The organism is Lentimicrobium sp. L6, from assembly GCF_013166655.1.
GTDB lineage: Bacteria > Bacteroidota > Bacteroidia > Bacteroidales > UBA12170 > UBA12170.
In genome coordinates, this window is record NZ_JABKCA010000003.1 from 96,955 (window position 1) to 110,837 (window position 13,883).

Here is a 13,883-nt window from a genome sequence, read left to right on the forward strand (position 1 = left end):
GAATTGTTCTATGAGTTGATTATTTGTATCTTGATGTACTTTTAAAAACCATTTCTATGATAACGAATATTAATGTTTTAGCCATATTTTTAATCGTTTTAATTACGATTTTGATCGTCTATTTGCTATTTCAATATAGGAAAATCAAGCAACTTCAAGAGGAGAAAGATCAAATCTTAAAAAGTGTAAATTCTACTAAAATGGAATTTTGGTCTTCCATTTCTCATGAGATTAGAACTCCAATGAATGGTATTTTGGGTTTAGTAGATTTATTGAAGAAAACAAAACTAGATAAAGAACAGGATGAATATTTGGTGGATCTTAATACCAGTGGAAGTAACCTATTAACAGCAGTTAATTCTCTTCTTGATAGAGCTCGTTTGGCTTCAGATACCATAGACTTGGATGAAGTACCATTTAATATTAATGATATTGTACACGGTGTTGCAGAGTATGTTCAACCGGAGATTAAAGAGAAAGAGATTGAATTGGTTGTTTATCTTGAACCTGGGATTCCTGAATTGATGTTGGGGGATCCTGTTAGACTTAAAGAGATTCTACTGAATTTTGTAAGGAATGCTGTAAACTATACTGTAAAAGGTGAAATAGTTATCTATGTGGAAACAGAATCGAGTCAACTAGATACGGTGACTTTAAAGTTTAGAGTAGAAGATACTGGTATGGGAATGAGTCCTGTTAAGCAAGAAGCGCTTTATAATACGGTAACCAAAATAGACAAAAAGCGATTCCTCGATTATAATGGCCCTGGATTAAGTTTGGCAGTTTCTAAGCGAATGAGTGAACTGATGGGTGGTGAAATGGGATTCAAGAGTGAGGAGGGTAAGGGAAGTAATTTTTGGTTTACTGCCCTATTTGTGAAAACCACAAACAAGATGGCTTTTAGTCATAGTAATTCTGGAATTACTTTTAGCGGATTGAAAGCCATAGTTATTGAAAAACATGAAATTAGCAGAAAGATACTCAAAGAATACCTACAAACCTTAAGTATAGAAGTCTTAGCTTTTACAAGTACTGGTGAGGTTATTGAGTATATGGAGAATAATAAGATTAGTGATGTTTTTGATTTGATATTACTAGAAAGACATTTTCAGGAAGTTACAGATAGGATGGAGATTAGAAGGTTGAAAGGAATGAGACCCTTAAATAGAGCTGAAATTATTTTAATATCAGCCTCAGCAAACCTTTATCATAAAGAAACTTTGCGTGAGGCAGGCTATTCAGGTTATCTAAACAAACCAATTGTCTTGTCGCATCTGGCCAATGAAATTGGAGCTGTTATTCCTGCAAAGTATAAGAAAGATATACTAATCACATCAAAGGGTTCAAAGGATTCTAAACTGAGGATTCTATTAGTTGAAGATAACCTGATAAATGAAAAAGTAGCTAAAGTCAGTTTAGACCGAATAGGTCATGAGGTAGAAGTAGCACGAGAAGGTAAAACAGCCATAGCTAAATATAGAGTTAAGGATTATGATCTCATTCTTCTCGATATTAAGATGCCGGGTATGGATGGTTTCGAAGTTGCAACGGAGATTAGGAACATCGAGAAAAACAATCCAAAGAAATCGGAAGTTAGAATTATTGCATTAACAGCTGAAGATTTTGAGGGTATAAAGACTAAATGTTATAAAGTTGGAATGAATGGTATGCTGCGTAAACCATTTAATTTTGCTGAGCTGTCTAATATTTTGAAGCAATAACTTAAAGCTTGCCTTGCTCTATTAACTGAACAATATATTCTAACTCTTTATCTCGTCCTTCTGGGTCGTAACGATCTTTTAAATTGAAGCCAAATAATCTGGCAGAACTTTGGTAGAATGTGGCCTTAAAACCTCCTCTCATATCTTTTACCAATTCATAACCCGATGTGTTAGTTTCTCTATCAATGAGTTTTAATAAGATTTCGCCTTGCATATAGGTGAGTTGCTTCAATTCATTTTCAAACTCCTCTTTTAATTCTTGCTCGGCTCGACGCATAATCTTTTTTCGATCTCGTTTCTTATCTGTTTTTTCGAGTATGGCTTCGTATTCTCTCATTTTTATTCCAGCTACTTTTGCATAAGGATATACCTTTTTTACATATCGAACGACTCTACTATATCGTTTAGCATTTCTTTTACTATCGAAAACCAATGGAGCTTTGACTTCAACTTCATTCAGAAACTCCACGTATATGGTATCTCCATTTTCAATATATGCAGGAATAACTCCATTTGTTTGAGAAAACAAATGAGAGTATCCAATGCTGAGAACGATAATAATGATAGCTCGAATCATAATTATTATTAATTGAAAACAAAACTAATCAAATTTTATACCATAAAAAAAGCTGCTTTCGTGTTAAAAGCAGCTTTTTGATAGTGTAAAATGATTTTTAGGCCACTTTATGTTTACTTATTCCATTTTCATTCAGCATGTCTTCAGCATACTTTTTTGTGATTTTAAGTTTGCTTTTGTCTTTTGAAGATGGAGCTTCAAACATGGCCTCTGTCATTATTGCTTCAATAATAGAACGCAAACCACGAGCTCCAATTTTGAACTCAATGGCTTTGTCAACTATATATTCTATAGCATCTTGGGCAAAACTAAGTTCAATGTCATCCATCTCAAAAAGTTTACCGAACTGTTTAGTCAAGGCATTTTTGGGTTCAGTAAGAATTCTTTTCAGTGCATCTTTATCCAAAGGATTTAAATAAGTAAGTATTGGCATTCTTCCAATAATTTCAGGAATAAGACCAAACTTCTTTAAATCTGTTGGAGAAACGTACTGTAAAAGGTTTTTCATATCAATTTGCTCTTTCCCTTTTTTAGCACCGTAGCCCAGCATATTGGTCCTTAATCGAGAGCCAATATGACGTTCGATTCCATTGAAGGCACCTCCGGCAATAAATAAGATGTTTCGAGTGTTGATTTTTACCATTTTCTGCTCAGGGTGTTTACGACCACCTTGTGGAGGAACGTTCACATCTGTTCCTTCGAGTAATTTTAGCAAGGCTTGTTGAACTCCTTCGCCAGATACATCTCTAGTGATAGAAGGGTTATCACTCTTGCGAGCAATTTTGTCCAACTCATCAATAAAGATGATGCCTTTTTCGGTAGAAGCTACATCGTAATCAGCGGCTTGTAGTAATTTTGATAGGATGCTTTCTACATCTTCTCCAACATAACCAGCTTCAGTTAATACTGTTGCATCAACAATGGCAAATGGAACTTTAAGGATTTTGGCAATAGTTCTAGCTAAAAGTGTTTTTCCTGTTCCTGTTTCGCCTACCAGCACGATGTTTGATTTTTCAATCTCAACATCTTTGTACTTCTTGCTTTCGGGCTGACCTATTCTCTTATAGTGATTATAAACCGCTACCGAAAGGATTTTCTTTGCTTCGTCCTGACCAATGACATATTCATCAAGAAACCCTTTGATTTCTTTAGGAGTAGGTATTTCTTCAGTAGGAATACCATTGTGGTCTCCTTTTACTTCCTCCTTAACTATAATATGTGCCTGTTCAACACAACTATCGCAAATATGACCTGAGAATCCAGCAATAAGAATACTAGTTTCTTCTTTTGGTCTTCCACAGAATGAGCACTTCTCTTCTGTTTTTTCTTTCTTTCCCATAATAAAAACTACCTTCCCAAAATTTCATCAATCATACCATATTCCTTGGCTTCCGCTGAAGTTAGCCAGTAATCTCGGTCGCCATCTTTTTCTATTTTCTTAATGGTTTGACCGCTATGACTGCTGATGATTTGGTAAAGTTCTTTCTTAAGTTTCAGGATTTCTTTAGCTGTGATTTCTATATCGCTAGCTTGTCCTTGTGCACCACCCATTGGCTGATGAATAAGAACTCTACTATGCTTTAAGGCTGTTCTCTTGCCTTTTTCACCTGCACATAATAGTACAGCTCCCATACTAGCAGCCATGCCTGTACAGATAGTAGCTACTTGAGGTTGGATATATTGCATGGTATCATAAATACCTAATCCAGCATAAACTGATCCCCCAGGGGTGTTTAAGTATATCTGTATATCTTTTTCAGCATCGGCACTTTCTAGAAATAGAAGTTGAGCTTGAATAATATTAGATACATAATCGTCAATAGGGACACCTAAAAAGATGATTCTATCCATCATTAACCTGGAAAAAACATCCATTTGGGCAACATTTAATTGGCGCTCCTCAATAATAGTAGGAGAGATATAATTCTGAACCATTGAAGTATAGCGATCCATGGTTAGGCTGCTAATACCCATATGGCCAGTGGCATATTTTCTAAATTCGTTTGGATTCATTCTCGTTGGTTTTTATGCCTGAGGAACTTCACTAGCTTTTTTAATGAAGTCTTCAAGAGGCATGGTTTCTATATCTAAAGATAATGATTCTTTAAATAGATTCAAAATTTTATTGTCGTAAAGTTGATCGTAGATTTTCTTTACTTCATCTTGATTTTTCAAGACATTATCAACAATACCATTCAATGAGCTTTCGAAAGCTTCGTTTTGTTCCATTCCGCCAAAATATTGACCACTAATGAAACCTCTAACATGATTTCTTATTTCCTCCTCACTAACCTGTAGATTATTGTCTGTAATGAGTTTGTTCTGAAGGATTTGCCATTTCAAAGAATTAGCATAGCTGTCATACTGAACTTCTAATTGTTCTGCAGTAAGCTCACCTTCGTTGTTTTCTAAAATCCAACGCTTCATGAACTCATCTGGTAATTTCATGCCAGCTTTTTCTATCAAAACATCCACAGCTTTTCCCATGAATAGTTTGTCACTTTCACCTGCAAATTGCTTTGAAGCATCTTCTTTAATGCGGTTTCTTAAATCTTCTTCAGTTTTAAGCTCTGCACTAGGATATGCTTTTTTAAATAATTCCTCGTTAAGTTCAGCAGGAGTAATATTAACTATTTCTTTTATTTCAACTTCAAATTCTGCTTTTAAATCTTCAACCATTAATTTAGCAACTTTAAGCATAGCTGCAACCTTGTTGGCATCTTTAAGAGCTCTCATGGGGTCTAACTTTACTGTTTCGCCAACAGCTTTTCCAACTAATAATTTAGTGATGGTTTTAAGTTTAATATCTTCTACAGCAAATGTAGCATCTTCAGAAGCTATTCCGCCTTCTATTGCATTTCCTTCTTCATCTAATTGTTTAAATGAAGCTGTAATTTTACTGTTTTCCTCTACATTTTCTGGATGAGTTTGTTCGCCAAAACGCTCGCGAATATCTGTCATATAATCATCCACCATGTTATCTGCTACCTCAATTTCACTGTACCCAACATGTATGTCTTTGTTTAACTCTAAATTGATTTCAGGAGAAAAACCAATATCAAAATGAAAAACAAAATCTTTTTGAGTATCAAAATTGATTTCGTCCTTTTGGTCAACACTTGGAAGGGGTTGTCCTAAAATATTTAGTTTGTTCTCAGTAATGTAATTGTTCAATGATTCGCCCAACATTTTGTTAACCTCATCTGCCAAAACTGATTTGCCATACATTTTATTCACAACGCCAAAAGGAACTTTTCCGGCTCTAAACCCAGGGATATTGGCTTTTTTTCTTAAGTCACCTAATGCTTTTTTTACGTTCTCTGCGTAGTCAAGCTCTGCAATTTCTACTTTAAGAACTGCTGTCAAATCTCCTGTGTTTTCTCTTGAGATATTCATGAATTTTCTTTTTATAAGTGTTTTATTTTCTTCAAATTAATTCAAAACAATACCTTCTTTATTTATTGTTTTGAAAGAGATCAAAGTCTCATCGATTTTTAGGGCTGCAAATATATAAAAAAAATCAATGTGGTATTGATGAAATTCGGTGTGTTTGACCTACTTAGCTAATTCTTTTTTTTATTCAGTAGGATTTAATGAGTTGTGAACATTTATTTATCATTTTTCGGATTTTTTTTTATCTTTATGAATGAAAAATTTAGATACTTTTGCCGCCGAAATAGTTCTTATCATAGAAAAAATGCCATGCTAAATAGAAGACATATCAGAATCAAGGTACTACAAGCCCTTTATGCTGCCATTCAATCTGACCAAACCGATGTATATAATGGACAAAAAAAACTAATGAGTAAGTTTGATAAATTATATGACTTGGCCATTTATCAAATGAGTTTTATGCTTGAAGTTAGAGACTTTTCTGAAAACCGTCTAGAAGAAGCCAAAAAGAAACATTTTCCTACAGAGGAGAATAAAAACCCAAACACTAGGTTTATTAATAATCCTGTTTTACTCCAGATTCGCGATAATGCAGATTTTAATCGCAGAGTTGATAATTTGGCCGTGAACTGGTCAACTGAGCCCGAAATGATTAGAAAAGTATTTATGAATCTTTTGGAAACTGAGTTTTATAACGATTATCTTCAGCTCAAAGATTCGAATTATAAGCAGGACAAAGAATTTGTTATTCGCTTTTTTGAAGAAGTAGTATTACCCCACGAAAGTCTTCATTCTTTATTTGCGGAGAAAAATTTGGATTGGACTGATGATTATAATTTAGCTGCAGAAGTGGTGATGATGATTATATCTAATTACAAACAAGGTTGGACTGAAGAAAGAAGACTTCCTCCCTTGTTTAAAGATGATAAAGAGGAGGGTAGAAGTCAAGATAGATCTTTCGCAAGAGATTTGTATAAGGAAGTTTTGGACAAGCAATTTGAGTATGATGAGTTGATTAAACCAAATATTAAAAACTGGGAAATTGAAAGATTAGCAACTATTGATAAAATTCTGATAAAGATGGCTTTAGCTGAGATACTTGAAATGCCAACTATCCCAATTAAAGTTTCTATGAATGAATACATTGACCTGAGTAAATACTTTAGTACCCCAAAGAGTAAAGTGTTTATCAATGGAATTTTAGATCACCTTATTGCTGAACTAAAAGAGCAAGGTAAAATTAAAAAGATAGGTAGAGGTTTAGTAAATTAAACTCTTTTCATAAATAAAAAAATGCCATCACTTTAATTAGTGATGGCATTTTTTTATGAGTAAAATTATACTAATCCTTGTAGATAGGCATCTTTACAATCTGAGCCTTTACTAAGCTTTTTCTAACTCTAATGTAAATTTCGCTACCAAATTTTGCATGAGCAGTAGCAATATATCCCATACCAATTCCTTTTTTCATCATTGGAGATTGAGTGCCAGAAGTTACTTCACCAATTACATTACCTTCTGCATCACAAATTTCGTAATGCTGTCGTGGAATACCTTTTTCTAACATTTCGAATCCACGTAATCTTCTGGTTACGCCATCGTCTTTCTGCTTTTGCATATAGTCACGATCGATGAAATCTTTGCCTTCAACAAATTTTGTAATCCAACCTAAACCTGCTTCAATAGGAGAAGTAGTATCGTTAATATCGTTTCCATAAAGACAGAATCCTTTTTCTAAACGTAGGGTGTCTCTAGCACCTAGACCAATTGGTTTGATACCATAATCTTCTCCGGCTTCAAAAATGGCTTTCCATAACTGGTCGGCATCTTTATTTGGAATATAGATTTCGCATCCACCAGAACCAGTATAACCGGTAGTGGATAAAATGACATTTGGAATGCCAGCAAACTCTATAACTTGGAAAGTATAGTATTCCATATCTACGATATTTACAGAAGTTAATTTCTGCATAGCCTCTAAAGCTTTAGGACCTTGAACCGCTAACTGCGCAATATTATCAGATGCATTTGTGATGTCTTTTCCAGCTTCTAAGCCCATGAGCTCTGCTTGTTTGGTACACCATTCCCAATCTTTGTCAATATTGGCAGCGTTAACCACTAATAAATATTTTTCAGCTTCAAAACGGTAAACCAAAAGGTCATCTACGATTCCGCCTTTTCCATTAGGAAAGCAACTATATTGGACTTTACCATCTTCTAAAGCAGCTACGTTATTCGACGTTATCTTTTGTAAATAATCAAGAGCTTTAGGTCCGTAAACCCAAAATTCTCCCATATGTGATACATCAAAAACACCAACAGAATTTCTCACTGTTTCGTGCTCAGTATTTAGCCCTTCGTATTGAATAGGCATTTTATAGCCTGCAAACTCCACCATTTTGGCGCCTAAACTCTCGTGGATGTGGGTGAAAGCTGTATTTCTCATTTTTAATATTTTTGAGTAGACATTATTTTATGCCGCGAAATTAATGATAATATAATTACAAATTTTCCATTTTGGTAATATTCAGTAAGCATGTCTCTTATTTAAACCAATTATAAAGTTGGATATTTAAAATTAGACATTTATATTATTCATGTATATTTGGAAACTCGAAAACACCTCAATGAAAGATTGGATTTTAAAATATAAAGTACCCCGCTGGACTGTATTTATTATTGATACGCTTATTATCGTTTTTTCTATTTTAACAGCCTATATGTTAAGGTTTAATTTCCGTATACCCGGAAGTGAAATAGCATATTTTAATATGGCTTTTGTCATTATTTTTACAGTTCGTGTATTCAGCTTTTTTGTGGCGAAAATGCATGCCGGAGTTATACAGTATACCAGTACTCGAGATGCCAGTCGGATTTTTATTATTTTGAGCAGCGGAAGTATTCTATTTGCAATCGCAAATATGATAAGTGTTCGTAGTTCTTTACAAATTCATTTAATCCCTTATAGTATTATTATATTGGAGTTTATTACTTCTCTTTTGTTCTTGGTAAGTTATCGTGTTTTTGTGAAGATAGCTTATATCGAGTTGTCAAAACCTCACTCTGGGTTTACAAAGGTAATGATATTTGGAGCTGGTGAGGCAGGTGTGATTACCAGCCGTGCGCTAGAGGCAGAGATTAATTCCAAAGTAAAAATCATCGGTTTTTTCGATGATGATAAATCTAAAGCTAAAAAAAGGTTGGGTGGAACTAAAGTCTATTCTGGCGATGATATTCGAAAGATACTTGAGGAAAAAAATATAGAGCAACTGATATTAGCAGTGCAAAGCCTACCTAATAACAGGAAACAGGAATTGATAGATATTTGTATGGAATTGAATGTGGTAGTTTTAAACGTTCCACCCGTGCAAACCTGGATTAACGGTGAATTGAGCTTGAAGCAAATTCGTAGTGTTAGAATAGAAGATTTATTGGGAAGGGATGAGATAAAACTTTCAGAAGCTAAGGTTAAAGGGGATTTACGCGATAAAGTGGTTCTGATAAGTGGAGCTGCAGGAAGTATAGGAAGTGAATTGGTAAGACAAGTGAGTCGGTTCAAGCCCAAAAAGCTCCTTTTGGTAGACCAAGCGGAGAGTCCTTTATTTCAACTAGAAATAGAGCAAAGTGCAACATTCCCAAACGTAGAAGCCCGTTATATATTAGCTGATGTAGCAAATACGGATAGAATGAAAGCTGTATTTGCTCGATTTAAACCCCATTATGTTTTTCATGCTGCGGCTTATAAACATGTCCCCATGATGGAAAAAAATCCTATGGAAGCCATTAGAGTGAATGTGCTCGGAACAAGGAATATGGCCAATCTTTCTGTGGAGCATAAAGTGAGCAAGTTTGTGATGATATCCACTGATAAAGCTGTAAACCCAACCAATGTAATGGGAGCCAGCAAGCGATTTGCTGAAGTTTATGTACGTTCCTTAGCATCAAGTTCTAAAACTCAGTTTATCACCACTCGCTTTGGAAACGTTTTGGGATCTAATGGTTCTGTTATTCCTTTGTTTGAAAAGCAAATAGCAAATGGGGGGCCTGTTACTGTAACTCATAAAGACATTACTCGCTTCTTTATGACTATTCCAGAAGCCTGTAGATTAGTTTTAGAAGCAGGCAGTATGGGGAAAGGAGGGGAGATATTTGTCTTTGATATGGGGAAATCAGTAAGAATTGTTGACTTAGCTAAAAAGATGATACGCCTTTCTGGTCTTGAGCTTAATAAAGATATTGCTATTGAATTTACTGGTTTACGACCCGGTGAAAAACTTTATGAAGAATTGTTGGCTGAAGAAGAAAATACAAAACCAACTCATCATGAAAAAATATTGATCGCCAATGTGCAGGAGTCTCAAATAGAGGAGATTAATAACACGGTCATGGCTTTTCAAGAAGCTTTAGCTCAACAAGATGTATTTGAGTTGGTTAAGCTCCTCAAAAAGATGATTCCAGAATATAAGAGTGAGAATTCCGAGTTTTCAGTTCTCGACTAAATCAATCCAATTGGTTATAAGACAATTGCTCAGGACAATGTTTCATAGCCATTTTATATAGTTTATGATTAAGCACCTCTTTTTTAAAAGGCTTACTCACCAAATCATTCATGCCTTGGTCAACCACTTTCTTTTTTGTTTCGGGAAAAGCATCAGCAGTTAGCGCAATGATTGGAATTCTGATATTGTTGATTCCGGCATTACCTTGCCTTATTCTTTTGGTGGTTTCATAACCATCCATTACTGGCATTTGTAAATCCATCAAAACTATATCAAAGGATTCTTTGGCCATTTTACCGATTCCAATCAAACCATTATCAGCCAATTGAAATTTACAACCCCATTTCAGTAGAATTTGAGATATTACTTTTTGATTGATCAGGTTATCTTCAAAAACCAGAATGTTTAAACCTGCTAAACATTTTTCTGAATAGTTGATGGCATCAAATTCTTTTGTGGCTGACTTGCTGATGGTGAAATCCAAATCGAAGAAAAATTTAGATCCTTTTTCTAATTCACTCGTTAACTGTATTTGGCCTCCCATAAGCTGGATGAGCTGTTTAGTGATGGAAAGTCCCAAACCTGTGCCTCCGAATTGTCTGGTGATATTAACGTCGGCTTGTGTAAAGCTCTCGAAAATTTCTTTTTGGCGATCCTCCGAAATTCCAATTCCAGAGTCCTCAACAGAAAAGTGAATACTGACTTGGTCTCCCACTTTTCTGTTTAATTTCACTTTAATATCCACATGACCTTTGTCGGTGAATTTTATGGAATTGCTGCAAAGGTTCAGGATGATTTGATTTAGGCGAAATGGGTCACCCAATAAAAACTCAGGAATATCACTATCAATAATTAAATTAAAGTCTAAATGCTTCTGTTGGGCTTTGAAAATCATGGTCTTTTCAATATGCTCCAATTGATAGATAAAGTTAAAGCTCGTTTTCTCAATTTTTACTTTTCCAGCTTCAATTTTAGAAAAGTCTAAAATGTCATTGATTACAACCAATAAATTATCGGCAGAATGTTTTATGGTTTTTAAATTATCTTTCACTAACTCAGTTAGAGGCTCTTGCAAAACGATGTCGGTTAAGCCAATAATCGCATTCATTGGAGTTCTGATCTCATGACTCATATTAGAGAGGAACTCTGCTTTAATTTCCAAAGCTTTTTCGGCTACTTCTTTGGCATTGGCAGATTCTTCTTCTACTTTCTTGAGATTAGAGATATTAATAGTTGTTCCAATAATTTCTTTTACATGTCCATTTTTATGTCTACTGAAAATAGAATCTTTATTGAAAAACCAAACCCAGTCTCCTTTGGAATTCTTCAATCTGAACTCCAGTTCGGAATTTTGATAATCGGGATTTTCAGCAATTTCCTGCATATATTTAAAAGCAGCTTGAGCATCTTCTTTATTCATTTGCTCAATAATAGATTGATAGCCTGAAACCTCATCCTCAGAAATTTCAAAACCCAAGTCATTTAAAATATTTCTATTGGCATAGGTGAATTCTCTTTGTTCCATATTAAAAATATAGATGATGTTAGGAGAGGACTGGGTAATGCCTTGGAGAAATAGTTTGTGCTTTTGTAGTGATTTCTCTACTTGTGATTTTTCATTTTGGATTTCATTATATTGCAATATTGAATTAATTTTTTTCCTCAATTGCTCAGCTCTCACCTCTGACTTTGGGAAATAGTCAAAAGCGCCTTCCTTCATTATCTCCACAGCTAGTTTTTCATCTCCGTGGGAGGTGATTACGCTTACAGGAATAGATATGTCTAATTCATTTATTTGTCTTAGTAATTGTAAGCCATCAACACCTGGTAATAGGTAATCAATGAAGATACAATCATAGTTTGTTTTATGCTCAGTAAGGTGAATTAGGGCTTCTTTGGCATAAGTAAAGGAGGTGATGGAATGTGAAATTTCAGCTTTTTTAAGTGCTCTCTTAAAAGCCATAATATCAATCTCATCATCGTCTACCAATAATATTCTTATTTGTTCGGCGTCTTTCATTTGGTTTAATTTGGTGGGAATTCGCAAAGCTTCCAATAACTCTTTAAAGTGGAGACAGCGTGGATAAACTGATTCATTGAAAGAGGTTTAAGTATATAGCCTGCAACATTTAGGTTAAAGGCTTTTAGTTTATCACTTTCCTCATTACTGGTAGTCATAATAAAAACGGAGATGGTTTTAAGCTTCTCGTCTTTTCGCATTTCCTCTAGAAACTCTAATCCTCCCATACGTGGCATATTTAAATCTAGTAGGATAATGCGAGGAAAATGGATTTTTTGTTCGTGGGTTCCCCTGAGTTTTTCTAATGCTTCCACTCCATCGTGGGCTATGTATAGTGGATTCTCAATATTGTTTTTTTTGAATGCTCTTTTCACATTCATGATGTCCACTTCATCATCTTCTATAAGTAGGATGTTAATAATTGTATCTGTCATGCGTTAAAATATTTCGTTTTTTATAATAATGGGCCAGCTAAATTTGAAAGTACTTCCTTTCCCAATTTCACTGTTTACAGTAATTTCTCCACCTTTGTCTTCAACTATCTTCTTTACTATGGCTAAGCCTACACCGGTGCTTTCAATTTTATCACGGGCTTGGAGTGTTTGGAAAATAACAAATATTTTCTCCAAATACTCTTCAGCTATTCCGGGGCCATTATCTGTTACACTAAAATAGTAAAATGGAGGATTGATTTCAAATCTAATTTTTACTTTAATCGATTCGCTGATGTTGTATTTGATGGCATTGCTAATGAAGTTTTGTAGGACTTGATATAAAGTGACCCGCTCAGTATGAATGGTTGGCATATTCTGAGGAATGTCAAATTCAATATGTTTCTTGGTTTGGTTGGCTTCTTTTAATTCATGGAAAAACCGATTGAGTTCTACATGTGAAATTTTTGCTTTGATCCTACCCACCCGGCTGTATTCTAGTATTCCATTAATAAGGCCTTCCATTCTTGTAACACGCGAGCGTAATAAGTTCATGTTGTTCTTCGTATCTTCATCCATGGCCTCTTCCATGTCTTCTTCAATCCATTCCGAAAGATTATTAATGGCACGTAAAGGTGCTTTTAGATCGTGTGAAACCACATAGGCAAATTGGTCTAATTCTTTGTTGATTTTCTCCAGGTTTTTAGCATAAGCCATGGTTTCTTGTTCAGCATCTTTAATCTTTGAAATATCAATTTTAAAGGTGATATATTTTGTGGGTTTACCAGCTGAATTTAAAAATGGAACAATGGTGGTATCTGTCCAAAAGTATTTACCGTCTTTTGTAATATCTCTAATTTCACCTTTCCAAACATTCCCGTTAATAACGGTTTTAGCCATTTCGTCATAAAATACAGAGCCATGATAATTGCTATTGAACTTCTGATTTCTTTGGCCAAATAATTCACTCTTATCATATCCTATAGCTTCAATAAAGTTATCATTTGCAAAGGTGATGACTCCGTGAAAATCGGTAATAAAAACCATAGATGTTTTGCTAATAGCATTTTTGAAATCGCTTAATTCTTTAAAGGATTCTTTAGCACTAATTTCTAAGGTTCGTTCTAATTGCTGATAATCTGAATCAAAATTTTTATAGGCGGTATTTACTGCTTCAATAAAATCATCGAGCAGACCTGATTCATTCAGATCTGCTGACAATGTTTTTTTGATTTGTCTTTT

General features: G+C 34.6%; 11 protein-coding genes. 3 read left to right on the plus strand and 8 right to left on the minus strand.

Going from position 1 to position 13,883, the window contains the following annotated elements; genetic code table 11:
- Window positions 1-56 precede the first annotated feature (56 nt).
- Window positions 57-1,721, plus strand: coding sequence for a response regulator (locus HNS38_RS01600; RefSeq protein WP_172277901.1), 1,665 nt, complete (start codon window positions 57-59; stop codon window positions 1,719-1,721).
- A 1-nt stretch (window position 1,722) separates the two neighbouring features.
- Here HNS38_RS01600 and HNS38_RS01605 read toward each other — a convergent pair whose 3' ends face one another.
- From HNS38_RS01605 to tig, 4 genes are all read right to left on the minus strand, one after another.
- A complete protein-coding gene (locus tag HNS38_RS01605; protein WP_172277899.1) occupies window positions 1,723-2,298 on the minus strand; it encodes a DUF4294 domain-containing protein in 576 nt (191 codons plus the stop codon).
- Between the two features lie 97 nt (window positions 2,299-2,395).
- Complete coding sequence (clpX, locus tag HNS38_RS01610) at window positions 2,396-3,637, minus strand: ATP-dependent Clp protease ATP-binding subunit ClpX (RefSeq protein ID WP_172277897.1); 1,242 nt, start codon at window positions 3,635-3,637, stop codon at window positions 2,396-2,398.
- A gap of 8 nt (window positions 3,638-3,645) precedes the next feature.
- Window positions 3,646-4,311, minus strand: coding sequence for an ATP-dependent Clp endopeptidase proteolytic subunit ClpP (gene clpP, locus HNS38_RS01615; RefSeq protein WP_172277895.1), 666 nt, complete (start codon window positions 4,309-4,311; stop codon window positions 3,646-3,648).
- A gap of 12 nt (window positions 4,312-4,323) precedes the next feature.
- The gene (gene tig, locus HNS38_RS01620) at window positions 4,324-5,694 is read right to left on the minus strand and encodes a trigger factor (protein WP_172277893.1); all 1,371 of its coding nucleotides are present in this window, start codon (window positions 5,692-5,694) and stop codon (window positions 4,324-4,326) included.
- A gap of 306 nt (window positions 5,695-6,000) precedes the next feature.
- Here tig and nusB point away from each other — a divergent pair, with 306 nt between their 5' ends.
- Entirely contained in the window at window positions 6,001-6,963 is a 963-nt protein-coding gene (gene nusB / locus HNS38_RS01625; protein WP_172277891.1) for a transcription antitermination factor NusB, read from the plus strand.
- Between the two features lie 70 nt (window positions 6,964-7,033).
- On the opposite strand, the gene gcvT is transcribed toward nusB, so the two are convergent.
- Window positions 7,034-8,137, minus strand: coding sequence for a glycine cleavage system aminomethyltransferase GcvT (gcvT, locus tag HNS38_RS01630; RefSeq protein WP_172345867.1), 1,104 nt, complete (start codon window positions 8,135-8,137; stop codon window positions 7,034-7,036).
- Between the two features lie 181 nt (window positions 8,138-8,318).
- Here gcvT and HNS38_RS01635 point away from each other — a divergent pair, with 181 nt between their 5' ends.
- On the plus strand, window positions 8,319-10,190 hold the full coding sequence (locus HNS38_RS01635; protein WP_172277887.1) for a nucleoside-diphosphate sugar epimerase/dehydratase: 1,872 nt from the start codon (window positions 8,319-8,321) through the stop codon (window positions 10,188-10,190).
- 1 nt (window position 10,191) lies between these two features.
- On the opposite strand, the gene HNS38_RS01640 is transcribed toward HNS38_RS01635, so the two are convergent.
- The 3 genes from HNS38_RS01640 to HNS38_RS01650 are packed head-to-tail and all read right to left on the minus strand — an operon-like array spanning window position 10,192 to window position 13,862.
- The gene (locus tag HNS38_RS01640) at window positions 10,192-12,210 is read right to left on the minus strand and encodes a response regulator (RefSeq protein ID WP_172277885.1); all 2,019 of its coding nucleotides are present in this window, start codon (window positions 12,208-12,210) and stop codon (window positions 10,192-10,194) included.
- Between the two features lie 5 nt (window positions 12,211-12,215).
- Window positions 12,216-12,644: a response regulator gene (locus HNS38_RS01645; RefSeq protein ID WP_172277881.1), complete on the minus strand. Its 429-nt coding sequence runs from the start codon at window positions 12,642-12,644 to the stop codon at window positions 12,216-12,218.
- 3 nt (window positions 12,645-12,647) lie between these two features.
- Complete coding sequence (locus tag HNS38_RS01650; RefSeq protein WP_172277879.1) at window positions 12,648-13,862, minus strand: ATP-binding protein; 1,215 nt, start codon at window positions 13,860-13,862, stop codon at window positions 12,648-12,650.
- Between the last annotated feature and the right edge of the window lie 21 nt (window positions 13,863-13,883).

What these genes read in the sequence shown, in the direction of transcription:
- tig (WP_172277893.1), bottom strand. Translation starts at nt 5,694, where the DNA reads ATGAATATCTCAAGAGAAAACACAGGAGATTTGACAGCAGTTCTTAAA.
- HNS38_RS01645 (WP_172277881.1), bottom strand. Translation starts at nt 12,644, where the DNA reads ATGACAGATACAATTATTAACATCCTACTTATAGAAGATGATGAAGTG.
- HNS38_RS01635 (WP_172277887.1), top strand. Translation starts at nt 8,319, where the DNA reads ATGAAAGATTGGATTTTAAAATATAAAGTACCCCGCTGGACTGTATTT.
- gcvT (WP_172345867.1), bottom strand. Translation starts at nt 8,137, where the DNA reads ATGAGAAATACAGCTTTCACCCACATCCACGAGAGTTTAGGCGCCAAA.
- HNS38_RS01605 (WP_172277899.1), bottom strand. Translation starts at nt 2,298, where the DNA reads ATGATTCGAGCTATCATTATTATCGTTCTCAGCATTGGATACTCTCAT.
- HNS38_RS01640 (WP_172277885.1), bottom strand. Translation starts at nt 12,210, where the DNA reads ATGAAAGACGCCGAACAAATAAGAATATTATTGGTAGACGATGATGAG.
- HNS38_RS01600 (WP_172277901.1), top strand. Translation starts at nt 57, where the DNA reads ATGATAACGAATATTAATGTTTTAGCCATATTTTTAATCGTTTTAATT.
- clpP (WP_172277895.1), bottom strand. Translation starts at nt 4,311, where the DNA reads ATGAATCCAAACGAATTTAGAAAATATGCCACTGGCCATATGGGTATT.
- clpX (WP_172277897.1), bottom strand. Translation starts at nt 3,637, where the DNA reads ATGGGAAAGAAAGAAAAAACAGAAGAGAAGTGCTCATTCTGTGGAAGA.
- nusB (WP_172277891.1), top strand. Translation starts at nt 6,001, where the DNA reads ATGCTAAATAGAAGACATATCAGAATCAAGGTACTACAAGCCCTTTAT.